This window comes from Psychromarinibacter sediminicola (genome assembly GCF_029168335.1).
GTDB classification, from domain to species: domain Bacteria; phylum Pseudomonadota; class Alphaproteobacteria; order Rhodobacterales; family Rhodobacteraceae; genus Psychromarinibacter; species Psychromarinibacter sediminicola.
In genome coordinates this window covers 20,880-43,124 of record NZ_JARGYC010000008.1, presented here as the reverse complement: position 1 = coordinate 43,124, position 22,245 = coordinate 20,880, and the positions used below count along the sequence as shown (strand labels likewise).

Here is a 22,245-nt window from a genome sequence, read left to right as displayed (position 1 = left end):
ACCCCGCCGGGCCGGGCCCCGAAAGCTGCCGATTCCGCCTGGTCACGCCGGTTCCTCGCCTTGATGCTCCGCCCCCCCTAGCATAACGTCCCCCGCGACACACGGGGCAGGTGACCGCAGGCTGGAGGCCGCATGAACGACACAACGGCGATCATTCTCGCGGCCGGTCTGGGCGTCCGCATGGGCCCGCGCGGCAAGCTCTATCCCAAGGGGCTGATCGAGATGGGGGGCGAGACGATGGCGGCGCAGTCGCTGGCCACCCTGCGCGCCTTCGGCATCGGCCGGGTGCGGATTGTCACCGGCCACCTGGCGGAGCAGTACCGCGAGGCCTTCGGCGCCGAGCGGGACGTGGAGCTGATCCATAACCCGCTCTACGACAGCACCGGTAGCCTGCAGACCCTGGCCACGGCGCTGGACGGGCTGGACGGCGATGTCGTGATTCTCGAATCCGATCTGGTCTATGCGCCGGAGGCGCTGGAGGCGGCGCTGGCGCCGGGCAACCGGCTGGTGACGTCTGGACCCACCGGCGCCGGCGACGAGGTCTATGTCTGGGCCGGGGACGAGGGGCACCTGCAGGAGATCTCCAAGATCGCCGATGCCCGGCCCGAGCCGCATCTGGGCGAGCTGGTCGGCATCACCAAGCTGGAGGCCGCGGCGGTGCCCGAGATGCGCCGCGCCGTCGAGGACGTACTGGCCGACGTGCCGGCGGAGCATTACGAGCCGGGGCTGGTGGAGCTGGGCCGGCGCGTGCCGGTGCCCTGCATCCGGCTCGACGACCTGCCCTGGGCCGAGGTGGACGACGAGGCGATGCTGGCCCGCGCCGAGCGTGTCGTCTTTCCGCGGATCGCCGCGGCGCGGGCGGCGCATCCCCGGATGCCGGCCGCCGCCACCGCCGGGCAGGGCTGAGCCGGCGCCTGCGGCCTGCGGGCGTCAGGGGGCCCGGCGCGCGACGAAGGCGGCGGCGACCGCCAGCAAGAGCAGCGATCCCGGCACCGACAGGGCCGGCGGCAGGATGTCGAACTGCCCCAGCGACCGGAACACCTTGACCGTCACCACCGAGGCGTAGCCCAGCGTCCCGAGGGCGATCAGCCGGGGGATCAGCGCGCGGCGCCCCTCGAAGCCCAGATTGGCCAGCGCGATGGCCAGATAGGCGATGGCGCCGGGCAGGAAGACGGCGGTCCAGCGCCGCCACAAGGCGGTGGCATAGGCCGGGGCCTCGGGCGCGCGCGCTCGCAGATCGGACACGGCGTTCAGCGCCGGCGTCGGCAGCATGTAGGGCAGAACGCCGTAATAGGTCAGCTGCTCGGGGACGAGCGGCAGCTCGACCTCGCGGGGCCTGTCGCCGCCTGCCTCCGGCTCGCTGCGCCACTCGGTCACGCCCTCCATGCGCCAGCGATAGCGGCCGTCGACGGAGACGATCCGCTCGGCGCCCCGGATGCTGCGCAGCGCGCCGCCGCCGACGCCCTCGAAGATCAGCACGTCGCGCATTTCGGGTGTATCGGTGCGCAGCACGTCGCCGCGGATCGCGATGTCGCCGCGGACGAACCACTTGCCCTCGACCCAGTCGCGGCGGAATCGCGCGGCGTAACCGCCAAAGCCGCTGTCGACCTGCGCCCAGACGGCGGCGGGGCGCCAGCTGGCTTCCAGGCCCCAGTTCAGCAGGCCCAGCAGCAGCGCCAGCCACATCAGCGCGGCGCGGGTGTAGAGCGGCGAGACGCCGGCGGTGGCGAGGATCACGGTCTCCAGCCGCAGGCGGCGGGCGATCTCGGCGATGAACGGACCGAAAAAGGCGGCGACCGGCAGCATCCGCGTCACGATGTCCACGCCGCGCTGGCCGAGATAGGGCAGCAGCAGCGACAGAAGCGACACGTCGCGCTCGGCGGCGGCGGTGCGGATCTGCGGGAACCACCGGGCCAGGTCGATGGTGTAGGCGATGCTCGCCAGGATGAACAGGATCAGGCCGGTGCCCAGCAGATAGTCCGACAGCGCCCGCCGCGTGGCGATGCCGAGGACCAGGATGCGCAGCCGGTCGATCATCGGGTGCTGCGCGGCGGCGCCACGATGAGCTCGCCGCGCGTCCAGACATAGCCGAGCGCCGGGGCCATCCCCAGCGCCGCGATGGCCGCCGCGGCCGGCCAGAACCGCGGATAGCCCAGCGCCGCGGCCTCGCCGAGGATCGCGCGCGCCGCGACGTCGCAGGCCAGCACGGCGATAAGCCCGGCGGGCAGCGCGGCGAACCGTCCCTGCCGGGTGCCCGACCAGACCGCCGCCGCCAGCGCCACCGAGGCCGCGACCAGGCACAGAAGGGCGCGGGCCAGCATCTCGCCGAAGGCGCGGGTCGGTGCGGCGACGGTCCGGCCGTCGCTCAGCACCCGCTCGGGGCCGGCCAGCGGCCCGTCCTCGTCGAACAGATAGCGCTCGCCGAAGGCGCGGACCTGGTCGCGCGCGGCGAGGATGTCCTCGACGGTGAAGTCGATCTCGAAATTCTCGACATTGATCTGCGCGAACTGCAGCGCGGAGGGCAGTTGAGAGCTGATGCGCGGGCCGGTCTCGGCGGTGGGCGCCGCGCCCGCGCGCCCGCGATACTCGCGGAAATCCTCCAGCCGGATGCGGAAGACCCCGTTGTCGTCGGGCCCCTCGACCGACCAGTTGTCGGCGATCGAGGCGGTCCAGCGTCCGCCGCCGCCGGGGCGGAACACGAACAATCCGCCGCGCGCGGCCTCCGGGGCGGTCTCCGGGTCCGAGGGCGGGGTGGCGATGACGGCGCGGCCGTCGAATTCGCGCAGGACGGCCTCCCTGGCCGGGCTGGTCAGCTGCTCGACCAGAAGCCGCGCCTGCAACTCGCCATAGGTCAGCCGCAGGGCGTAGTTCGACAGCGGCGTGATCAGCCCCGAGATCAGCAGCGACAGCGCGAAGCCCAGCGTGCCCAGGGTCAGCGCCAGCCGCGGGATGCGCTGCCACGGCTCGGACGCGGCGGCGCAGATCACCAGTTCGTTGGCGTCGCGCGCCTGGGTGACGGCGAAGTAGAGGCCGAGAAACAGCACGATGGGTAGCGCGAAAGCGATGACCTCGGGCGAGCCGAGGATCAGCACGCGAAGCAGGTCGAAGGCAGTGCCGCCCAGCCGGATCACGCCTTCCAGGGTCGAGGTGAAGGTGTCGGCGATGAAGATCGCCTCGATCAGCACCAGCAGCCCCAGGATCAGCCGCAGGGCGCGCTGGCTGAGAAGCCGGATCATCGGGCTGCGGTGGCGGATCATCGGCGGGGGGCCTTCGCTGCGTCGTCGGGACGATGATGCGGCGAGTCCGGGGCGGGTTCAAACATCTCGCGCGGCGCCTGCCGTCACGACAGCGCGGCGAGCACGGTCAGCCCGGCGCCGGCGGCGATCCAGGCGTCGGTGATGTCCAGCAGGCCGCCCTGGTGCGGCAGGATCCGCGGGAAGTCCTTGACCCCGGCGGCGCGCTTCAGCCGCGAGGCGGCGAGATCGCCGGCCACGGTCAAGAGCCCGGTGAGCAGCGCGACGAGCGCGGCGGCGCCGACGGGGAAGCCGAAGAGCAGTGCGCCGGCGGCGGCGGCGGTCAGCATCAGCATCACGGCGCCGGTGACGAGCCCCTCGACCGTCTTCTTCGGGCTGAGCACCGGGAACGCCTTGCGCCGGCCGAACAGCTTGCCGCCCAGCAGCGCGTAGCTGTCGAAGGTCTCGACCAGCAGGAAGGCGATCAGCAGCGTCGCCGCGCCGCCGTGCAGGGCGGCGGCGGTGAAGACGACGAGCGGCAGGACGGGGAAGGCGGCGAGCTCGGCAAAGATGCGCACGGGCCGGCCGCGGGCGAAGTGGCGGGCGATCCAGATCGCGAGAATCGTCGCGCCGCCCGCGCCGGAGGCCAGCAGCACCGGGTGCAGCGGTGCGGCGAGAAGCGCCAGCACCAGCGTCCCCGCCGCCACCAGCAGCGCCGGAAGCAGACCGGGGATGCCGATGCGGGGCAGGGTGACGCGCGCGGCCTCGTAGGCGGTGCGCAGGGTCAGCAGCACCGCCAGCGCCAGGATGGCCCAGCCGCCGAGGAAAAAGGCCCCGGCCACGACGCCGACGATCAGCGTCTCGGTCAGCAGGATCGGAAAGGTCTCGCGTGCGGCGCGACGCGTGGCGGGCACGAACATCAGCGCCAGCACCACCAGATAGCCGATCGCCAGCAGCACCAGGCAGGCCAGCGCCAGCATCTGAACCACGCCCGCCGCCCCCGCCGGCGCCAGCATCATCGCCCGGACCTCCGGACGATACCCGCCTGCCAGCGCCGGAGCGCGGGGGCGAGGAGCGAGTGCAGCCACAAAAGCGCCGTCATCTGCGCCCCCGGCGCGACCGCGAACCGGCCGCGCTCGGCGCGTTTCAGGATCAGGCGCGCGACATCGGCCGGCTGCCAGACCCCGCCGCCGGCGGTGATTTTTCGCGTCGCCTCGGATTTCGTGCGCGCCTCCGCCGCCAGCATCGGCGTTTCGGTGTCCGGCGGATAGGCCAGCGTCACCGAGATGCCGCGCGGCGCCAGTTCCACGCGCAGAACCTCGGCCAGCCCGCGCAGGGCGAATTTCGACGGCGCATAGGCGCCGTAGCCGTAGATGCCGAAGAACGCCGCCCCGGAGGACACGAAGACCAGCCTGGCGCCGTCGGGCATTGCGGGCGCGCAGGCGCGGGCGAAGTGCAGCGCGCCCATGTAGTTGACGCGCATGTGGGTCTCGTGCGTCACCGCGGGCTGTTCCAGGAACAGGCCCGGCTCCGCGACGCCGGCATTGGCGATGGCCCAGCCGGGCGGTCCCAGCTCGGCGATGGCGCGGCCGACGGCGGCCTCGACCGCCGGTGCGTCGCCCACGTCGCATTCGTAGGTGCTCAGTTCGGGCAGGATTTCAACCGCGCGGCGCAACCGCCCGGGATCGCGCGCGAAGACCGCTACGGGGTGGCCGCGCGCCGCAAGCTGGCGGGCGAGCTCCAGCCCGATGCCGCTGGAGCCGCCGGTGATGAAGGCCGGCCGGGTGGCCGCGCCGCTCACGCGCCGGCGTCCTCCGGCGCGTCGCCGGTGAAGGCGAGCAGCAGGTCATGCGCCTCGCTGTCGTCCAGCTGCACCGGCGGATGCTTGAACAGGAAGGCGCTGGCATCGGCGACGGCGCCCTTGATCCCGCGCTCGCGCGCGATGCGGGCGCAGCGGATGGCGCTGATCGCCATGGCGGCGGCGTTCGGGCTGTCCTCGACCTCCAGCCGCACCTCCATCGAGGTCTTCGCGCCGCCCAGCAGCCGACCCTCCAGCCGGACATAGGCCACCTTGCGGTCGTCGAGCCACGGCACGTAGTCCGACGGCCCGATCCGGATGTCGCCGTCGGCGAGCCGTGCATCCATCGCCGATTGCACGGCTTCCGTCTTCGACTCGCGCTTCAGCGCCAGCCGGTCCATGTCCATCATGTTCATGAAGTCGGTATTGCCGCCGACATTCAGCTGGTAGGTCCGGTCGATCTTGACCCCCCGCAGGTCGGCCAGATGCGCCAGCGCGCGGTGTACTATGGTCGCGCCGAACTGCGCCTTGAAGTCGTCGCCCAGGATCGGCAGGCCGGCCGCCTCGAACTTCTTCGCCCAGGTCGGGTTGGAGGCCAGGAAGATCGGAATGCCGTTGACCACCGCGCAGCCGGCATCCAGCGCGCATTGGGCGTAGCATTCCACCGCCTGGACCGAGCCGACGGGCAGGAACACGATCAGCACCTCCGCCTGCGCCTCCTTCAGCACCGCGACGATCTCGTCCTGCGTGAGCGGCGTGTCATCGGAGGGGACGAAGCTGACCTCGGGCGGCTGGTTGCGCATATAGGCCGAGACGCCGTCCAGGTCGGGGCCGCGGCGGACCGGGGCGGGCTGGTCGTCGAGGCTGTCCCAGAACACCTCGGTGCAGTTCGGATCGGCCAGCACGGCCTCGCCCACCGGGCGGTTCACCTTGCGGCGGTCGACGTCGAAGGCGGCGACGATCTCGATATCCTCGGGCCGGTAGCCGCCGAGAACGGGAAAGCTGACGCCAATGGCCTCGGGCCCCTTGGCGCGACAGTACGAGATGGCCTGAACGAGCGAGGAGGCGCAGTTGCCGACGCCTACGATGGCCGTACGGATGCGGCCGCCGGTGGGGGTGCTCATGTATCCCTCGATCTTGTCGTTTTTCTGGATGCGGCTTTTCGCAGATGAAGGACCGAAGCGCCAGCGGTTATTAGCGGATCTGCCCGCCTGCGACGCTGTAATACTCGGAGATGGCGCCGCCGCCGGGCAGCAGCCCGTGCATCGACAGCGCCGTGACCCGCGGGATCAGCCCGCTTTCGTCCACATCGGCATAGCAGTAGATCGGCCGCGCCCGCACGCCGCCGATATGCCCGATCAGCTGGGTCTCGTGCGGGCCGGTCTGGATCACCACCATGTTGAGCCGCTGCATCGGGCGCACGATGATGTCCCAGGCATCGGGCTCGGGGCGTTTGCGGACCTGGATGGCGCCGGCGATCAGCCGCTCGATCGGCTTCAGCGGCTTGCGCGCGCCGTTGCTCGCGTAGCGCCGCCAGTAGATGTGCGACGGATCGGACTGCGACACGCTGCCGTCGCCGTTGTAGTTCACCGCGAAGACCAGCGTGTTGGCGTTGGTCGACCGCTGGATGAAGAATTTCTGGTTCGGGTCGTCTGGCACCGGCCAGTCCGGGCGGACGAGCGGCAGGCGGGCGTTGCGCTCGACCCGGACGCTGGTGAGCTGCGCGGCGTCGGCGGCGGAGCCGAAGGGCAGGGCGAGGGCGGCGGCGCCAGAGGAGGCGAGGAGCTGTCTGCGGTTCATGCGCGGAATATATGCCGCGCTGCGGTATTTGCGAGGTGGCTTTTTATCGGATCGGCGGGGAATTGCAGGGCGCGGGCGCCGTTCTCCGGGGCTGCGCGCCCCGCGGGATCACTCGTCGTCCTTCGCGATCTTGTCGCGCAGCGCGGCGAGCCCGGCGAAGGGCTTGGTCTCCTCCTCCTCCTCGATCGGGGCGGCGCCGGGCGGGGTGGATATCTCCTCCACCGGCGCCGCGCCCTCGGCGCGCGGGTAGGCCGGCAGCGCCAGCGCCAGTTCCTCCGCCATCAGCGCCGCGAGGTCCAGGACCGCCGGCAGTTCCTCGACATGGTCGTCCTCGGGCACCTCCACCTCGTCGCCCGCGGGCAGCGGCGGCGGGTCGGCGGTGTAGAGCCGTTCGACCGGCAGGTCGATCCGGGTGGTCACCGGGGCGAGCGTGGCCACGCAGGGCTGCACGACCGTCGCGCCCAGCATCGCCTCCAGCCGCCAGTCGTCGCGGTCCTCCGGGCTCAGCCGCCCCTCCAGCCGCAGCTTGCGCAGGGACGACAGGCCCAGTTCCTGCGCGAGCGCCGCACGGGTGTCGGCATCGGGTTCCAGCCGGAACGGCTGGTCCGCCCGGCGGGGCAGGCTGGACAGGCGGAGTTTCGGGGCCGTGGCGACGGGGCGGGCCGGATCGTCCATTTGCTTGAACCTTCGGGCTGCGATCTGCTAATGCAGCTAAAAGCTTGGCCAGTCCATGGCAAGAGGGGCGACATGAGCAGCATCACCGCCGCGATCCGGCTGGCCTTCTGCGCGGGGCTTCTGGCCCTCGTCGCCGCCTGTTCGAACATCGACCGCAACCACGGCTACGTGCCGCCCGACGACGTGCTGAACCAGATCGTCGTGGGCGTCGACACGCGCGAGACCGTGGCCGAAGTCGTCGGCCGGCCGTCGGCCTCCGGCATCCTGGACGCGGGCGGCTGGTATTACGTGAAGTCCAAGTTCCGCGCCTACGGCTTCCGCCAGCGCCAGGAGATCGACCGCGAGGTCGTCGCGATCTCCTTCGACCGGGACGGGGTCGTCGAGAACATCGAGCGCTTCGGGCTGGAGGACGGCCGCGTGATCACCATCTCGCGCCGGGTCACCGACAGCAACATCAAGGGCATTTCGTTCCTGCGCCAGCTGTTCGGCAGCTTCGGCAACTTCACCGCCGACCAGCTTCTCAACTGAGCCGTTCTCGAATGGAGCGGCCTTCGGCCGCGCGCTCTTTTCCCCGGCCGACCGCTGCGCGGCCGTCCGGGCGGTCGGTGCGGGGTGAGAAGGTGCGGCGCTATCCCGAACGTGGCGCCCGTTGCGACGCCGCATTGTCTGCTGAGACGCGCTTGAGGGGCAGGTGTGCCCCTCAAGACGCCTATTCGAGGATGCGGCCCGCCGGGCCCGCCTCAAGGACGCTGCGCGCCGCCTGCGGCGGTGGCCTGCCGGCCATCCTTGACCCGGCCCCGGCGTGCGGTCGTGGCGTCAGTCGTCTGGGCGGAAATCCAGCGCGACGCCGTTGATGCAGTAGCGCAGGCCCGTCGGCTCGGGGCCGTCGGGGAAGACGTGCCCCAGATGCGCGGCGCAGCGGGTGCAGTGGACCTCGGTGCGCTTCATGAACCACGACCGGTCGACGCTCTCGCCGACCATCTCGGGGTCGGCCGGCTGCCAGAACGAGGGCCAGCCGGTGCCGCTGTCGAACTTGTGGGCCTGGTCGAAGAGCGTCGCGCCGCAGCAGATGCAGTGGAACGTCCCCGGCTCTTTCGGGAAGTCGTCATGGGTGAAGGCGCGCTCGGTCCCGTGCTTGCGGGTGACCTTGAAGGCCAGGTCGCTGAGCTGGTCGCGCCACTCGGCCTCGGATTTCTCGACCGTTTCTCGGGTCTCGGTGGGGGCGGGCTTGTCCATCGCGCGTCTCCGGCTTGTTTCGTCAGATCGCTGTCACATGTTGTCTGTAGGCGATTTCGGAATCATAGGTAAGATGGTGCCGGGGCATTCCAAGCCGGGCCGCATGATCGTGAGGTGGGCATGTTGCGACGGGGCAGGTATCGGGCGCGGATGGCCGAGGGCCCGGACGACATCGCGGCGGCGCAGGCGCTGCGCTATCGCACCTTCATCGCCGAAACCGGCGCCGCCCCGCGCGCGGGCGGGCGTGACACCGATCCGTTCGACGCGCGCTGTCATCACGTGCTGGTGGAAGAGGGGCGCGGCGGGCGGCTGGTGTGCTGTTTCCGGCTGCTGCCGCTGAAGGACGGCGCCGAGATCGGGCGGAGCTATTCGGCGCAGTATTACGAGCTGAAGGCGCTCGAAGGGTTCTCGGGCCCGATGGTCGAGATGGGGCGGTTCTGCATCGACCCGGACTTCGCGCGCGAGCCGGATATCCTGCGGGTGGCCTGGGGGGCGATGACCCGCTTCGTCGACGAGGAGGGGGTCGAGATGCTGTTCGGCTGCTCGTCCTTCCAGGGGACCGAGACCGACGCCTATCTCGACGCCTTCGCGATGCTGAAGGAGCGGCACCTGGCGCCGAAGCGCTGGCTGCCGCGGGTGAAGGCGCCGAAGGTGTTCCGGTTCGCCAGCCGGCTGCGGCGGAAACCGGATGCCAAGCGCGCGATGCGGACGATGCCGCCGCTGCTGCGCACCTACCTGATGATGGGCGGCTGGGTGAGCGACCACGCGGTCGTCGACGACGACATGAACACGCTGCACGTCTTCACCGGGCTGGAGATCAAGGCGGTGCCGCCGGGGCGGGCCCGGGCGCTGCGCCTGGTGGCGGGGTAGGCGCCAGAATCTTCTTGCCTCCGGCGGGAGTATTTCGGGCCAGAAGAAGCGGGGCGGGGGCGCGGATTGACCTTTCCGCCGCGTGCGACTAGCTGGCCGGCATGGCCAAGGCTCCTCTTCTTCAACTGACCGATATCGCGCTGACCTTCGGGGGCGATCCGCTGTTCGACGGCGTCGACCTGGTGGTGCAGCCGGGCGACCGGATCGCGCTGGTCGGGCGCAACGGATCCGGCAAGTCGACGCTGATGAAGGTGATGGCCGGGCTGGTGGAGCCCGACCGGGGCGCGCGGGTGCTGTCGCCGGGGATGTCGGTGGGCTACATGCAGCAGCATCCCGACATGAGCGGCTACGACACGCTGGGCGATTTCGCGGCGAGCGCGCTGGAGCCGGGCGAGGCGTATCGGGTGGAGATGGCGGCCGAGGGTCTGAAGTTCGACCCCGCCACCACGGTCGCGGCGGCCTCGGGCGGCGAGCGGCGGCGCGCGGCGCTGGCCAAGCTCTGGGCCGAGGCGCCGGAGCTGATGCTCTTGGACGAGCCGACGAACCACCTGGATATCCAGGCGATCTCCTGGCTGGAGGAGCAGCTGAAGGGCACGCGCACGGCCTTCGTGCTGATCTCGCACGACCGGGCGTTCCTGCGCGCGCTGACACGGGCGACTTTGTGGCTCGACCGCGGCGTGGTGCGGCGGCAGGAGAAGGGGTTCGAGGATTTCGAAAGCTGGCGCGACAAGGTCTGGGAGGAGGAGGACCAGGCGCGGCACAAGCTGGACCGCAAGATCAAGGCCGAGGCGCGTTGGGCCGTGGAGGGCATTTCCGCGCGGCGCAAGCGCAACCAGGGGCGGGTGCGGAACCTGCAGGCGATGCGCGAGGAGCGCCGGGCGATGATCCGGCGGCAGGGCACGGCGGATATGGCGCTGGACTCGGGCCCGCAATCGGGCAAGCGGGTGATCGAGGCGCGCGAGATCTCCAAGCGCTACGGCGAGCGTGTGATCCTGCGGCCGTTTTCCCTGCGCGTGCTGCGCGGCGACCGGGTGGCCTTTGTGGGTCCGAACGGGGCGGGGAAGACCACGCTTCTGCAGATGCTGACCGGGGAGCTGGCGCCGGACGAGGGCTCGGTCACGCTCGGCACCAACATCGAGATGGCGGTGTTCGACCAGAACCGCGCCCAGCTCGACACCGACGCCACGTTGTGGGAGAGCCTGACGCACGATCCGCAGATGCGGATCTCGGGGCAGTCGGACCAGGTGATGGTGCGCGGCACGCCGAAGCACGTTGTCGGCTATCTCAAGGAGTTCCTGTTCGACGACGCGCAGGCGCGGGCGCCCGTACGTTCGCTCTCGGGCGGCGAGAAGGCGCGGCTTCTGCTGGCGCGGATCATGGCGCGCAATTCCAACCTGCTGGTGCTGGACGAGCCGACGAACGACCTGGATATCGAGACGCTGGACCTCTTGCAGGAGATCCTGGCCGATTACGACGGCACGGTGCTGCTGGTCAGCCACGACCGGGATTTCCTGGACCGGGTGGCGACGACGACCGTGGCGATGGAGGGCGACGGGCGGGCGACCGTCTATGCCGGGGGCTGGAGCGATTACCGCGCGCAGCGGGGCGAGGCGGCGGTGGCGCCGGCGCCGGCGAAACCGGCGAAGAAACCTGGCCTGAAGGGCGCGAAGCCCGCGCCAAAGGCCGCGGAGCCGGGGCTGAGCTTTACCGAGAAGCACCGGCTGGAGGCGCTGCCGGCGGAGATCGAGCGGCTGGAGGCGGAGATCGCCAAGCTGTCCGACTACCTCGCCGATCCGGAGCTGTTCACCAAGGCGCCGGTGAAGTTCGAGAAGGCGACCGAGGCGCTGACCGAGCGGCAGGCCGCGCTGGAGAAGGCCGAGGCCGAGTGGCTACGCCTGGAAGAGAAGGCCGAAGCGGCGGGGTGACTATGGGGTGTCGCGCGAACGGATGGCACGCGACACGTTCTACTCCGCCGGGACGAAGCCGGTGATCAGCTGTTTCAGCCCGAGCGCGGCGCCGGCGAAGATGGCGGCGGCGGTGACGGGTGCGCTGAAGGCCAGGACGGAGAAGGCCGAAAGCCCCTGGCCCACGGTGCAGCCCACGGCGACGGCCGCGCCCACGCCCATCAGCGCGGCGCCCCCGATCTGGCGGCGCAGCTCGCGCGGATCCTCGCAGGCTTCCCAGCGGAAATGGCCCTTGATCAGGCTGCCGGCGAAGGCGCCGACCAGGACGCCCGCGACGGAGCCGACGGCGAAGTTGATCGACAGGCCCGAGGACATCATCAGCCAGAGCATCGAATCGCCCAGCGGCCGCGCGAAGCTGTGCGAGACGACCGGCAGCGCCTCGAACCCTTTGGCCGCGACCCAGGACGTGCCGACCCAGGCGCCGACGATGGCGAGGCCGACGACGACGGACCAGAAGACCATGCCCGGGGATTGCAGCAGGCGGCGGTTCGCGCCCGAGAATACCAGAAGCGCGGCGCCGAGCACGATGCCGGTCACGGTGACGGGCAGGCCGGTCATGCCGCCCAGAACATGGGCGATGCCGGGCAGCTGGCCCTCGGGCGCGGCGACGGGAAAAGCCCAGACGCGCAACGCGGCGAGCGGACCCGACAGGGCGATATAGGCCGACAGGCCCATGACCAACACGATCACGAAGGAGCGGAAGTCGCCGCCGCCGACGCGGGCCAGCGCGCCGAAGCCGCAATTGCCGGCGAGCGCCATGCCGTAGCCGAAGACCAGCCCGCCGGCGATGCTGGCCAGCGGATACCAGGTGTTCGACAGGTAGAGCGTCTGCGCCGGGTCGAACCAGCCGAGCGCCATGGCCAGGAAGCTGCCGATGACGGCGATGCCGATGGCGACGCCCCACATGCGCAGCCTTCGCCCGTCGTTGCCGTAAAGGGCGTCCTCGATGGCGCCCATCGAACAGAATCGCCCCAGCCGCGCCGCCAGACCGAGGCACAGGCCACCGGCCAGCCCGATCAGCGTGACGACAAGCGGTTCGCCGAGCATGTCCAGCATGGCCGGTCTCCTCCCCCCCGCGCGCCGACAGCCCTTGGCTATTTTTTCGGCGCGTCCTTGCTGCAGAACAGATCGTAGACGACCTCCATGATCCGCGTGGATCGGTCGTCGGTCAAGCTGTAGTAGATCGCCTTGCCCTCGCGGCGCGGCTTGACCAGCCCCTCCAGCCGCAGGCGCGACAGCTGCTGCGAAACGGCGGCCTGCCGGGCCGAGAGCAGTTCCTCCAGCTCCGTCACCGACTTCTCGCCGCTGGCGAGGTGGCACAGGATCATCAGCCGGCCTTCGTGGCTGATCGCCTTGAGGAAGTTCGAGGCCCGCTGCGCGTTGGCCATCATCGCGTCCAGCTCGTCCGAGCAGGTGTCGCCGGTGAACCGGGGCAGGCTGGATTCGCGGGTGTCGCCGTCCTGCGTCCCGCTCTCCGCGTAGTCGCTGTCGTCTCTGCCGGTATCCCGGTCCAACATCTCATCCCGCGGCATCGTACTCGATCCCCGATTCCATAAGCATTCGTTGCAGCAGTGGCCAGAAAAAATCCTCGCCGGGGTAACCCTCGATCCGGTCGATCTCTTGCCCGTCCCGCACCAGAATGAAGGTGGGGGTGAACCGGACGGGTCCGTCCAGCGTCAGGTCGTCGGGCACGGGCGCGGTCTTGTCGATCCGCCGCAGCGGCGCGGCGCGGCCCTCGGCGGTCTTGGGGTATTCCGGCGCGACCTCGGCATTCCAGCGGGCACACCACATGCAGCCGGCTTCCTCCGCCATCACCAGCGAGGTGTCGGCGGGCGCGGCGGCGGCCGTCAGAAATGCGAATGCCGTGGCGAAAAGCGGGGCAATCGCATTGCGAGTCTTGAATACGATCTCCATATTCGACTAATGTAATGTGTTGATGCCGGTTCGGCAAGCGACTTGACCGAAAGCGATACGGGGGGAGGAGATGTTCGACGTCACGCTTGCGGGCGCGCTGCTGGCCGGGCTCCTGTCCTTCCTGTCGCCCTGCATCCTGCCGATCGTGCCGTTCTACCTGTCCTACCTGGCCGGGTCGGGGGTGGCGACGCTGCAGGACGGGGCGCCGCTGCCGCCGGGGGTGCAGCGGCGGGCCTTCTTCTCGGCGCTGGCCTTCGCGGCCGGGGTGGCCACGATCTTCGTGGGGCTGGGCGCGGCGGCGACGGCCTTCGGGCAGTTCGTGCGCGACTGGTTCGACGTGCTGCGCTGGGTCGCGGCGGCGATCATCATCGTCATGGGGCTGCATTTCCTGGGCGTGATCCGGATCGGGTTTCTCTACCGGCAGTTCCGCTCCGAGGCGGGCAGCACCGACGGCACCACCGTGGCGGGCGCCTTCGTGATCGGGCTGGCCTTCGCCTTCGGCTGGACGCCCTGCGTGGGGCCGGTGCTGGCCGCGATCCTGTTCATGGCCGGCGGGCAGGAGACGGTGGGGCAGGGGATGGGGCTGCTTCTGACCTATGCCGTGGGAATGACCGCGCCCTTCGTGCTGGCCGCGCTGTTCATCAGGCCGTTCCTGCGCTGGATGCGCGGGTTCCGGAAACACCTGGGCACGATCGAGAAGGTCATGGGCGCGCTTCTGGTCCTGTTCGGCGTGCTGATCGCGACCGAGACCGTCAACTACATCGCCAACTGGATGGTCCAGTTCTGGCCCAACATTGGCTGACAACAGGGAGGATGGAGATGACACGGATTCTGACGATGGCTGCGGCGGTTCTGTTCATGGCAGGCGCCGCCTGGGGCGAGGAGTTGGGCGTCGGCGACGACGGGCTGCACAAATCGTCCTGGATGCGCGACACGTTCAAGGACCTGCAGGACGACCTGGCCGAGGCCAACGCCGAGGGCAAGCGCCTGATGCTGATCATCGAACAGCGCGGCTGCATCTATTGCCGCAAGATGCACGAGGAGGTCTTCGTGCGCGACGACATCGCCACCATGCTGGAGGAGGACTTCTTCGTCATCCAGATCAACATGTTCGGCGATGTCGAGGTGACCGACTTCGACGGCGAGGCGATGCGCGAGAAAGAGGCCGTGCGGCGCTGGCGCCAGCAGTTCACGCCGACGATCATGCTGTTCCCCGAGGAGGTGCCCGAGGACCAGACGGCCGAGGATGCCGCCCTGGTCGTGATGCCGGGGGCGTTCAGCGCGAACACCACCAAGAACCTGCTGACCTGGGTGCGCGACAAGATCTATCTCGAGCAGCCCAGCTTTCAGAAATACCACGCCGACATGATCAACGCACAGAAAGGCTGACGGCGATGCCGGCGCCGCGCCCGCCCCGGCCTGCGACATATGGCCAAATTCACTTAGTTGAATTTAATGTTGCGAGTCGGGCGGCCGGTGCGCTACGGTATGCCGACAGTGAGATGGGAGGACTCATGAGAAAGACATCTGCGATCCTTGCCGCAACCCTGCTGATGGCGGGCGCGGCCTGGGCTGAGCCGCCGGCGCCCGGCGAGGTGATGTTCGAGGACGGCGCGGTAATGGACTCGCTGACCGGCGTTCCGGGCGACGTGGCCAACGGCCGCGAGTTGATGAACAAGGGCTCGGGCAACTGCATCGCCTGTCACGAGGTCTCGGCGCTGTCCGATCTGCCGTTCCACGGCGAGATCGGCCCGATGCTGGACGGCGTGGCGGACCGCTGGTCCGAGGCCGAGATCCGCGGGATCGTGACCAACGCTAAGAAGATGTTCCCCGAATCGATGATGCCGTCGTTCTACAAGTCGACGGGCTACATTCGACCGGGCGACGCCTATACCGGCAAGGCGGCCGAAGAACCGCTTCCGCCGCTGCTGACGGCACAGGAAATCGAGGACGTGGTCGCCTTCCTGATGACCCTGAAGGAAGAGTGACCGTCCAGGTCAACGAAAGGAAACGAGACATGAGCATCACACGACGCGACACGCTCCTGATCGGGCTGGGCGCGGCCGCGGCGACGGTCCTTCCGTTCCGCGTGGTGGCGGCGACGGAAGACGCCATCGCCGAGTTCACCGGCGGGGCCGAGACGGGCAGCGAAGGGCTGACCCTGACCGCCCCGGAAATCGCCGAGAACGGCAACACGGTTCCGATCGAGGTGTCCGCGCCGGGCGCCGAGGCGATCCTGGTTCTGGCCGCGGGCAACCCGCAGCCGGGCGTGGCCCAGTTCAACTTCGGCCCGCTCTCGGCCTCGCAATACGCCGCCACCCGGATCCGGCTTGCCGGCACCCAGGACGTGGTGGCCGTGGCGAAGATGGCCGATGGCAGCTTCGTCAAGGCGTCGAAGGAAGTGAAGGTCACGATCGGCGGCTGCGGCGGCTGATTTCTCAGAAAGGATAAAGACATGGCAGAAGGTGTTAGACCCCGCGTCAAGGTGCCGAGATCCGCTTCCGCCGGCGAAGCGATCACCATCAAGACGCTGATCAGCCACAAGATGGAATCGGGCCAGCGCAAGGACAGCGACGGCAACGTCATCCCGCGGTCGATCATCAACCGCTTCACCTGCGCGTTCAACGGCGAGACGGTCATCGACGTCACGCTGGAGCCCGCGATCTCGACGAACCCGTACTTCGAGTTCGACGCGACCGTGCCGGAATCGGGCGAGTTCCAGTTCACCTGGTACGACGACGACGGCAGCGTCTACGAGGAAGCGAAATCCATCGAGGTCGCCTGATCGGGCCCTCTGTCCCGGCGGCGCACGGTCGCCGGGCGACACTCAGGGAGGAAATTGAATGCTAAGAGCTTGCGCTCCAAGCCTCGCGGCGATGGCCGCGGTTCTGGGTCTGGCCGCCGCGCCCGCACTGGCGCAGCCGGACGAGGACGAACTGGTCATCAACGGCGAGACCGAGATCGTCACCGAGACCGAGGCGCCCGACCACATGGAATACCTCGACACGATCTATTCCGGGTGGCGGTTCCGCGCCGACGAGACCCAGGCGCTGGAAATGGACGACTTCGACAACCCGGCGATGATCTTCGTCGACGAGGCCGCCGACGTCTGGAACACCGTCGAGGGCGCCGCCGGCGAAAGCTGTGCCTCGTGCCACGGCGACGTGTCGACCTTCGAGGGGCTGACCGCCTCGATGCCGAAGGTGGACGAGGACGGCGAGCTGGTGGTGATGGAGGATCTCATCAACGAGTGCCGGACCGAGCGCATGGAAGCCGACGCCTGGAAGTGGTCGGGCATCGACATGCAGTCGATGATCGCGCTGATCGGCGTGCAGTCCCGCGGGATGCCGATGAACGTGGCCATCGACGGCCCCGCCGCCCCCTTCTGGGAGCAGGGCAAGGAGATGTACTATACCCGCTACGGCCAGCTGGAGCTGTCCTGCGCGAACTGCCACGAGGACAATTACGGCTACATGATCCGCGCGGACCACCTGTCGCAGGGCCAGATCAACGGCTTCCCGACCTATCGCCTGAAGCAGGCGACGCTGATCTCGCGGCACAACCGCTTCCGCGGCTGCATCCGCGACACGCGGGCCGAGACCTTCGCCGAGGGCTCCGACGCCTTCCGCGCGCTGGAGCTCTACGTCGCCTCGCGCGGCAACGGCCTGTCCGTCGAGACGCCCGCCGTCCGCAACTGAACCCGGAAGCGCCCGCGCGAGTCATCGTGCGGGCGCTTTCTTCCCTGACTTATTCAAAAACGCGCATGTGTTGTGCGAGGAGCGCCCCCAGAATGATCTCGCGTCGTGATTTCCTGCAGGCCGCGATGGCCTCGGCCGCCCTCTACGGGGCCTCGGGCTTCGGCAAGTGGTCGCGGCTGGCCGCGCAGCAGGCGCTGAGCCAGGACGATCTTCTGTCCTTCGACACGTTCGGCAACGTGTCGCTGATCCACATCACCGACATCCACGCGCAGCTGAAGCCGATCTGGTTCCGCGAGCCCGAGATCAACATCGGCGTGGGCCCCAACAAGGGCGAGGTACCGCATATCACCGGCGCCGCGTTCCGCCAGCTCTACGGCATCGCCGACGGCAGCCCGTCGCATTACGCGCTGACCTACGACGACTTCGTGGCGCTGGGGAAGACCTATGGCCGGATGGGCGGGCTGGACCGCGTGGCGACCGTGGTCAACGCGATCCGCGCCGACCGGCCCGAGGCGCTGCTCCTGGACGGCGGCGACACCTGGCACGGCAGCTACACCTGCTATCACACCGAAGGCCAGGACATGGTCAACGCGATGAACGCGCTGAAGCCCGACGCGATGACCTTCCACTGGGAGTTCACGCTGGGCCAGGAGCGGGTACGCGAGCTGGTCGAGGGGCTACCCTTCGCGGCGCTGGGCCAGAACATCTTCGACGCGATGTGGGACGAGCCGGCCGAGCATTTCGCGCCCTACAAGTTCTACGAGCGTGGCGGCGTGAAGATCGCCGTCATCGGCCAGGCCTTCCCCTACATGCCGATCGCGAACCCCGGCTGGATGTTCCCCGACTACAGCTTCGGCATCCGCGACGAGAACATGCAGGAGATGGTCGACGAGGTGCGCGGGCAGGGCGCCGAGCTGGTGGTCTGCCTGTCGCATAACGGCTTCGACGTCGACAAGAAGATGGCCGGCATCGTCAGCGGCATCGACGTCATCCTGTCGGGCCACACCCACGACGCGCTGCCCGAGCCGGTGCTGGTGGGCGACACGATCATCGTGGCGTCGGGCTCGAACGGCAAGTTCGTCAGCCGCGTCGACCTCGACGTGCGCGACGGGCAGATGATGGGCTTCCGCCACAAGCTGATCCCCATCTTCTCGGACGTGATCGCGCCCGATCCGGACATGACGGCGCTGATCGACGAGCAGCGCGCGCCCTACGAGGCGGACCTGAAGGAGGTGGTCGGCACCACCGACTCGCTGCTCTACCGGCGCGGCAACTTCAACGGCACCTGGGACGACCTGATCTGCGACGCGCTTCTCGAAGAGCGCGAGGCGGACATCGCCATGTCGCCGGGCGTGCGCTGGGGCCCCAGCCTGATGCCGGGCGAGCCGATCACCCGCGAGGACATCTGGAACGTCACCTCGATGACCTACGGCAAGGCCTATCGCACGGAAATGACCGGCGAATTCATCAAGATCGTGCTGGAGGACGTGGGCGACAACCTGTTCAACCCCGACCCCTACTACCAGCAGGGCGGCGACATGGTGCGGATCGGCGGCATGAGCTACCGCATCGACATCACCAAGCCGCAGGGCGAGCGGATCTCGGACCTGACCCTGCTGAAGACGGGCGAATCCATCGACCCGGCCAAGAGCTACGTCGTCGCCGGCTGGGCCAGCGTGAACGAGGGCACCGAGGGCCCGCAGATCTGGGACGTGGTGGAGAACTACATCAAGCGGCACGGCACCGTCGTGGTCGAGCCGCGGGACAACGTGCAGGTGGTGCGCGGCTGAGCGGCCTGCAAGACGGAGGATGAGGCATGAGTGAACCCGAGAACAAGGTCACGCGGCGGGGCGTCCTGGCCGGCGCGGCCGCCGGCGGCGCGGCGCTGGCCGCGGGTGCGGCGAAGGCCGAGGGCGACCCGCTGATCACCGAGGTGCAGCCCTGGGCGCAGGGGCTGGGCGAGGGCGTGGACGCCACGCCCTACGGCCTGCCCATCGAGTACGAGTCGGACGTGATCCGGCGCAACGTGGAGTGGCTGACGGCCGACACGATCAGCTCGATCAACTTCACGCCGATCCATGCGCTGGACGGCACGATCACCCCGCAGGGCTGCGCCTTCGAGCGGCACCATTCGGGCGCCATCGAGCTGAAGAAGGAAGACTACCGGCTGATGATCAACGGGCTCGTGGACCGGCCGCTCGTTTTCACCTATGCCGACCTGGAGCGCTTCCCGCGCGAGAACCACGTCTATTTCTGCGAATGCGCCGCCAATACCGGCATGGAATGGGCCGGCGCGCAGCTGAACGGCGCGCAGTTCACGCACGGGATGATCCACAACATGGAATATTCCGGCGTCTCGCTGCGCACCCTGCTGAACGAGGCGGGGCTGGGCGCCGCGGGCGATCTTGCCGACAAGTGGGTCTTCGTCGAGGGCGCGGATGCCTCGTCGAACGGCCGCTCGATCCCGATGGAGAAGGCGCTCGACGACGTGCTGGTCGCCTTCAAGGCCAACGGCGAGGCGCTTCGCATGGAGCATGGCTATCCCGTCCGGCTGGTGGTGCCGGGCTGGGAAGGCAACATGTGGGTGAAGTGGCTGCGCCGGATCGAGGTGACGGACGCCCCGGTGGAAAGTCGCGAGGAGACGTCGAAATACACCGACGTGCTGGCCGACGGCACGGCGCGCAAGTGGACCTGGGTGATGGACGCGAAATCGGTCATCACCTCGCCCAGCCCGCAGATGCCGATCCCCCACGGTCCCGGCCCGATGGTCATCACCGGCATGGCCTGGTCGGGCCATGGCAGGATCACCCGCGTCGACGTCTCCAAGGACGGCGGCAAGACGTGGGAGACCGCGCGGCTCGGCACGCAGGGCGACAGCAAGGCGCTGACCCGTTTCTACCTCGATATAGAGTGGGACGGCAGCGAGATGTTCCTGCAGTCGCGCGCCATGGACGAGACCGGCTACGTGCAGCCCACCAAGACGCAGCTCCGCGAGGTGCGCGGGCTGAACTCGATCTATCACAACAACTGTATCCAGACCTGGTGGGTCAAGGAAAACGGCGAGGCGGAAAATGTCGAAGTTTCTTAACCTGTTCGCGCCCTCCCTGGGCGGTGCCGCCGCCGTTCTGGGCGGGGCCTATATCCTCGCCGACCAGTTCGTCGTGGACATGCCGGCGCCGGCGCGCGGCGAGCTCGTGACGCCGGCCGAGGCCGAAAGCCACGCACCGGCCGCCGAGGAGACCGCCGCAGCCGACAGCGACATGGCCGCCGTGGAGACGGCCGAGGCCGAACCCGAGGCCGTAGCGATCCCGGAGGCCACCGAGGCCGCCTATGAGCCGGGACCGACCTTCGGGCTGGGCCGGGAGGCGACCGACGAGGAGATCGCCGCCTGGGACGTCAACGTAATGCCCGACGGCAGGGGCCTGCCCGAAGGCTCCGGCTCGGTGCTGGACGGCGAGACACTGTTCGTCGAGCGCTGCGCCGTCTGTCACGGCGACTTCGCGGAAGGCGTCGGCAACTGGCCGAGCCTGGCCGGTGGAGAGGGCACGCTGGCCGATGCGGACCCGGTGAAGACGGTGGGCAGCTACTGGCCCTACCTGTCGACCGCCTTTGACTATGTCCACCGCTCGATGCCCTTCGGCGACGCGCAGAGCCTGACGGCGGACGAGACCTATGCCATCGTCGCCTACATCCTCTATTCCAACTACCTCGTGGAGGACGATTTCGTCCTGTCGGACGAGAACTTCCTGGATGTCGAGATGCCCAACGCCGACGGCTTCATCGTCGACGACCGGGCCGAGACGGAATATCCCGACTGGCGGACCGAGCCCTGCATGGAGAACTGCAAGGACGCGGTCGAGATCACCATGCGCGCGACCGTGCTGGACGTAACGCCCGAGGAGGAGAATGCCGAGGAAACGGCCGACGACGAGCAGATGGTCGAGGAACCGGTCACCGAGGACAGCACCGAGGAGGAGGCGGCCGAAGCGACAGCCGAGATGGCCCAGCCCGAGGAGGACGAGGAGATCGACCCCGAACTGGTCGCCGCCGGCGAGGCCGCGTTCCGCAAGTGCAAGGCCTGCCACCAGGTGGGCGACGGCGCGAAGAACCGCACCGGCCCGGTGCTGAACGGCGTGGTCGGCCGGGTGGCCGGGGCTATCGAGGACTTCCGCTACTCCAACGCGCTTGAGGACCTGAACGAGGAAGACTTCGTCTGGACCGAGGAGCATCTGGCCGCCTTCCTCGAAGACCCGCGCGGCTATATCAAGGGCAACAGGATGTCCTTCGCCGGCTTCCGGGACGAGGCGGACATCGAGGCGGTCATCGCCTATCTGCGGACCTTCGAGTGATGCGCCGCACCGGCCCCGGTATCTCCCTGGCTGCCGTCGTCTGCTTCGGGCAGGCCGCGGCGGCTGCCGAGATCGGCGATGCCGAGCGGGGCGAGGCGCTTTTCGAACAGTGCTCGGGCTGCCACCAGGTCGGCCCGGACGCGGTGAACCGGATCGGGCCGGTGTTGAACAACGTGTTCGGCCGGCCCGCCGCCTCTGTCGAGGGCTTCCGCTATTCCACCGCCTTCGAGCGCGCCGGCGCGAAGGGGCTGGAATGGCATATCGACACGCTGTCGGCCTTTCTGGAAAACCCCAAGGCCATCGTCCCGCGCAGCCGGATGAGCTTTCGCGGCATCGCCGATCCGCAGGAGCGGGCCGACCTGATCGCCTACCTGCGGACCTTCTCGGCCTCGCCCCGCGACATCCCCGAGGCCGACCCCACGGCGCCGCCCACCGACCACGATGTCGACCCCGAGATCCTGGCGATTCCCGGGGATGCCGAATACGGCGCCTACCTGTCCTCGGAATGCACCACCTGCCACCAGGCCGAGGGCGGGGACGAGGGCATCCCCTCGATCGTCTACTGGCCCGAGGAGGATTTCGTCGTCGCGATGCACGCCTACAAGTCGAAGGCGCGCGAGCACCCGGTGATGAACATGATCGCCGGCCGCCTGAACGACGAGGAGATTGCGGCGCTCGCCGCATATTTCGCGGCCCCGGAGGACTAGG

The 22,245-nt window shown here is 69.1% G+C and carries 25 protein-coding genes; 14 read left to right on the top strand and 11 right to left on the bottom strand.

What is annotated here, in order from left to right:
* Positions 1-132 precede the first annotated feature (132 nt).
* Entirely contained in the window at positions 133-906 is a 774-nt protein-coding gene (locus tag P1J78_RS04730) for a phosphocholine cytidylyltransferase family protein (protein ID WP_275566176.1), read from the top strand.
* A gap of 24 nt (positions 907-930) precedes the next feature.
* Here the strand turns inward: P1J78_RS04730 and P1J78_RS04725 are convergent, their stop codons facing one another.
* The 7 genes from P1J78_RS04725 to P1J78_RS04695 form a co-directional block, all read right to left on the bottom strand.
* On the bottom strand, positions 931-2,037 hold the full coding sequence (locus P1J78_RS04725) for an LptF/LptG family permease (protein ID WP_275566175.1): 1,107 nt from the start codon (positions 2,035-2,037) through the stop codon (positions 931-933).
* Positions 2,034-3,257, bottom strand: coding sequence for an LptF/LptG family permease (locus P1J78_RS04720; protein WP_275566174.1), 1,224 nt, complete (start codon positions 3,255-3,257; stop codon positions 2,034-2,036). The genes P1J78_RS04725 and P1J78_RS04720 overlap by 4 nt, the downstream gene beginning before the upstream one ends.
* Positions 3,258-3,340: 83 nt before the next feature.
* Positions 3,341-4,252 (bottom strand): phosphatidate cytidylyltransferase, encoded by a 912-nt coding sequence (locus P1J78_RS04715; protein ID WP_275566173.1) that lies wholly within the window; start codon positions 4,250-4,252, stop codon positions 3,341-3,343.
* Positions 4,249-5,034 carry an SDR family oxidoreductase gene (locus P1J78_RS04710; RefSeq protein ID WP_275566172.1) on the bottom strand — a complete coding sequence of 262 codons (786 nt, stop codon included), beginning with the start codon at positions 5,032-5,034 and terminating at the stop codon, positions 4,249-4,251. Before P1J78_RS04710 ends, P1J78_RS04715 begins: the two co-directional genes overlap by 4 nt.
* Positions 5,031-6,155: an inositol-3-phosphate synthase gene (locus P1J78_RS04705; protein WP_275566171.1), complete on the bottom strand. Its 1,125-nt coding sequence runs from the start codon at positions 6,153-6,155 to the stop codon at positions 5,031-5,033. Before P1J78_RS04705 ends, P1J78_RS04710 begins: the two co-directional genes overlap by 4 nt.
* Before the next feature lie 70 nt (positions 6,156-6,225).
* Complete coding sequence (locus tag P1J78_RS04700) at positions 6,226-6,831, bottom strand: DUF4833 domain-containing protein (RefSeq protein WP_275566170.1); 606 nt, start codon at positions 6,829-6,831, stop codon at positions 6,226-6,228.
* Positions 6,832-6,939: 108 nt separating this feature from the next.
* Positions 6,940-7,506: a YceD family protein gene (locus P1J78_RS04695; RefSeq protein WP_275566169.1), complete on the bottom strand. Its 567-nt coding sequence runs from the start codon at positions 7,504-7,506 to the stop codon at positions 6,940-6,942.
* A gap of 72 nt (positions 7,507-7,578) precedes the next feature.
* Here P1J78_RS04695 and P1J78_RS04690 point away from each other — a divergent pair, with 72 nt between their 5' ends.
* Complete coding sequence (locus tag P1J78_RS04690) at positions 7,579-8,034, top strand: outer membrane protein assembly factor BamE (RefSeq protein ID WP_275566168.1); 456 nt, start codon at positions 7,579-7,581, stop codon at positions 8,032-8,034.
* 288 nt (positions 8,035-8,322) lie between these two features.
* Here P1J78_RS04690 and msrB read toward each other — a convergent pair whose 3' ends face one another.
* On the bottom strand, positions 8,323-8,742 hold the full coding sequence (gene msrB, locus P1J78_RS04685; protein ID WP_275566167.1) for a peptide-methionine (R)-S-oxide reductase MsrB: 420 nt from the start codon (positions 8,740-8,742) through the stop codon (positions 8,323-8,325).
* A gap of 150 nt (positions 8,743-8,892) precedes the next feature.
* On the opposite strand from msrB, the gene P1J78_RS04680 reads away from it, so the two are divergent.
* Both P1J78_RS04680 and P1J78_RS04675 read left to right on the top strand, forming a co-directional pair.
* On the top strand, positions 8,893-9,612 hold the full coding sequence (locus P1J78_RS04680) for a GNAT family N-acetyltransferase (protein ID WP_374213168.1): 720 nt from the start codon (positions 8,893-8,895) through the stop codon (positions 9,610-9,612).
* 101 nt (positions 9,613-9,713) lie between these two features.
* Positions 9,714-11,537 (top strand): ABC-F family ATP-binding cassette domain-containing protein, encoded by a 1,824-nt coding sequence (locus tag P1J78_RS04675; RefSeq protein WP_275566165.1) that lies wholly within the window; start codon positions 9,714-9,716, stop codon positions 11,535-11,537.
* A 39-nt stretch (positions 11,538-11,576) separates the two neighbouring features.
* Here the strand turns inward: P1J78_RS04675 and P1J78_RS04670 are convergent, their stop codons facing one another.
* The 3 genes from P1J78_RS04670 to P1J78_RS04660 all read right to left on the bottom strand — a co-directional run bounded on the left by P1J78_RS04670 (position 11,577) and on the right by P1J78_RS04660 (position 13,490).
* Positions 11,577-12,632, bottom strand: coding sequence for a YeeE/YedE family protein (locus P1J78_RS04670; RefSeq protein ID WP_275566164.1), 1,056 nt, complete (start codon positions 12,630-12,632; stop codon positions 11,577-11,579).
* A 38-nt stretch (positions 12,633-12,670) separates the two neighbouring features.
* Positions 12,671-12,967 (bottom strand): ArsR/SmtB family transcription factor, encoded by a 297-nt coding sequence (locus P1J78_RS04665; RefSeq protein ID WP_275566226.1) that lies wholly within the window; start codon positions 12,965-12,967, stop codon positions 12,671-12,673.
* Positions 12,968-13,094: 127 nt separating this feature from the next.
* Positions 13,095-13,490 (bottom strand): thioredoxin fold domain-containing protein, encoded by a 396-nt coding sequence (locus P1J78_RS04660; RefSeq protein ID WP_275566163.1) that lies wholly within the window; start codon positions 13,488-13,490, stop codon positions 13,095-13,097.
* Between the two features lie 70 nt (positions 13,491-13,560).
* Between P1J78_RS04660 and P1J78_RS04655 the strand changes: the two genes are divergently transcribed.
* The 10 genes from P1J78_RS04655 (at position 13,561) to P1J78_RS04610 (ending at position 22,244) form a co-directional block, all read left to right on the top strand.
* Positions 13,561-14,292, top strand: coding sequence for a cytochrome c biogenesis CcdA family protein (locus P1J78_RS04655; RefSeq protein WP_275566162.1), 732 nt, complete (start codon positions 13,561-13,563; stop codon positions 14,290-14,292).
* Positions 14,293-14,309: 17 nt separating this feature from the next.
* Positions 14,310-14,879, top strand: a complete 570-nt coding sequence (locus P1J78_RS04650; protein ID WP_275566161.1) for a thioredoxin family protein — start codon at positions 14,310-14,312, stop codon at positions 14,877-14,879.
* Between the two features lie 125 nt (positions 14,880-15,004).
* On the top strand, positions 15,005-15,478 hold the full coding sequence (soxX, locus tag P1J78_RS04645; protein WP_275566160.1) for a sulfur oxidation c-type cytochrome SoxX: 474 nt from the start codon (positions 15,005-15,007) through the stop codon (positions 15,476-15,478).
* A gap of 29 nt (positions 15,479-15,507) precedes the next feature.
* Positions 15,508-15,924, top strand: coding sequence for a thiosulfate oxidation carrier protein SoxY (gene soxY, locus P1J78_RS04640; RefSeq protein ID WP_275566159.1), 417 nt, complete (start codon positions 15,508-15,510; stop codon positions 15,922-15,924).
* 21 nt (positions 15,925-15,945) lie between these two features.
* Positions 15,946-16,275 carry a thiosulfate oxidation carrier complex protein SoxZ gene (gene soxZ, locus P1J78_RS04635; protein ID WP_275566158.1) on the top strand — a complete coding sequence of 110 codons (330 nt, stop codon included), beginning with the start codon at positions 15,946-15,948 and terminating at the stop codon, positions 16,273-16,275.
* A 58-nt stretch (positions 16,276-16,333) separates the two neighbouring features.
* Positions 16,334-17,188 (top strand): sulfur oxidation c-type cytochrome SoxA, encoded by an 855-nt coding sequence (gene soxA / locus P1J78_RS04630; RefSeq protein ID WP_374213167.1) that lies wholly within the window; start codon positions 16,334-16,336, stop codon positions 17,186-17,188.
* A 92-nt stretch (positions 17,189-17,280) separates the two neighbouring features.
* Positions 17,281-18,978: a thiosulfohydrolase SoxB gene (soxB, locus tag P1J78_RS04625; RefSeq protein WP_275566157.1), complete on the top strand. Its 1,698-nt coding sequence runs from the start codon at positions 17,281-17,283 to the stop codon at positions 18,976-18,978.
* A gap of 26 nt (positions 18,979-19,004) precedes the next feature.
* On the top strand, positions 19,005-20,276 hold the full coding sequence (gene soxC, locus P1J78_RS04620; protein ID WP_275566156.1) for a sulfite dehydrogenase: 1,272 nt from the start codon (positions 19,005-19,007) through the stop codon (positions 20,274-20,276).
* Entirely contained in the window at positions 20,260-21,537 is a 1,278-nt protein-coding gene (locus P1J78_RS04615; RefSeq protein ID WP_275566155.1) for a c-type cytochrome, read from the top strand. Before soxC ends, P1J78_RS04615 begins: the two co-directional genes overlap by 17 nt.
* Positions 21,537-22,244: a c-type cytochrome gene (locus P1J78_RS04610; RefSeq protein ID WP_275566154.1), complete on the top strand. Its 708-nt coding sequence runs from the start codon at positions 21,537-21,539 to the stop codon at positions 22,242-22,244. Before P1J78_RS04615 ends, P1J78_RS04610 begins: the two co-directional genes overlap by 1 nt.
* Position 22,245 lies beyond the last annotated feature (1 nt).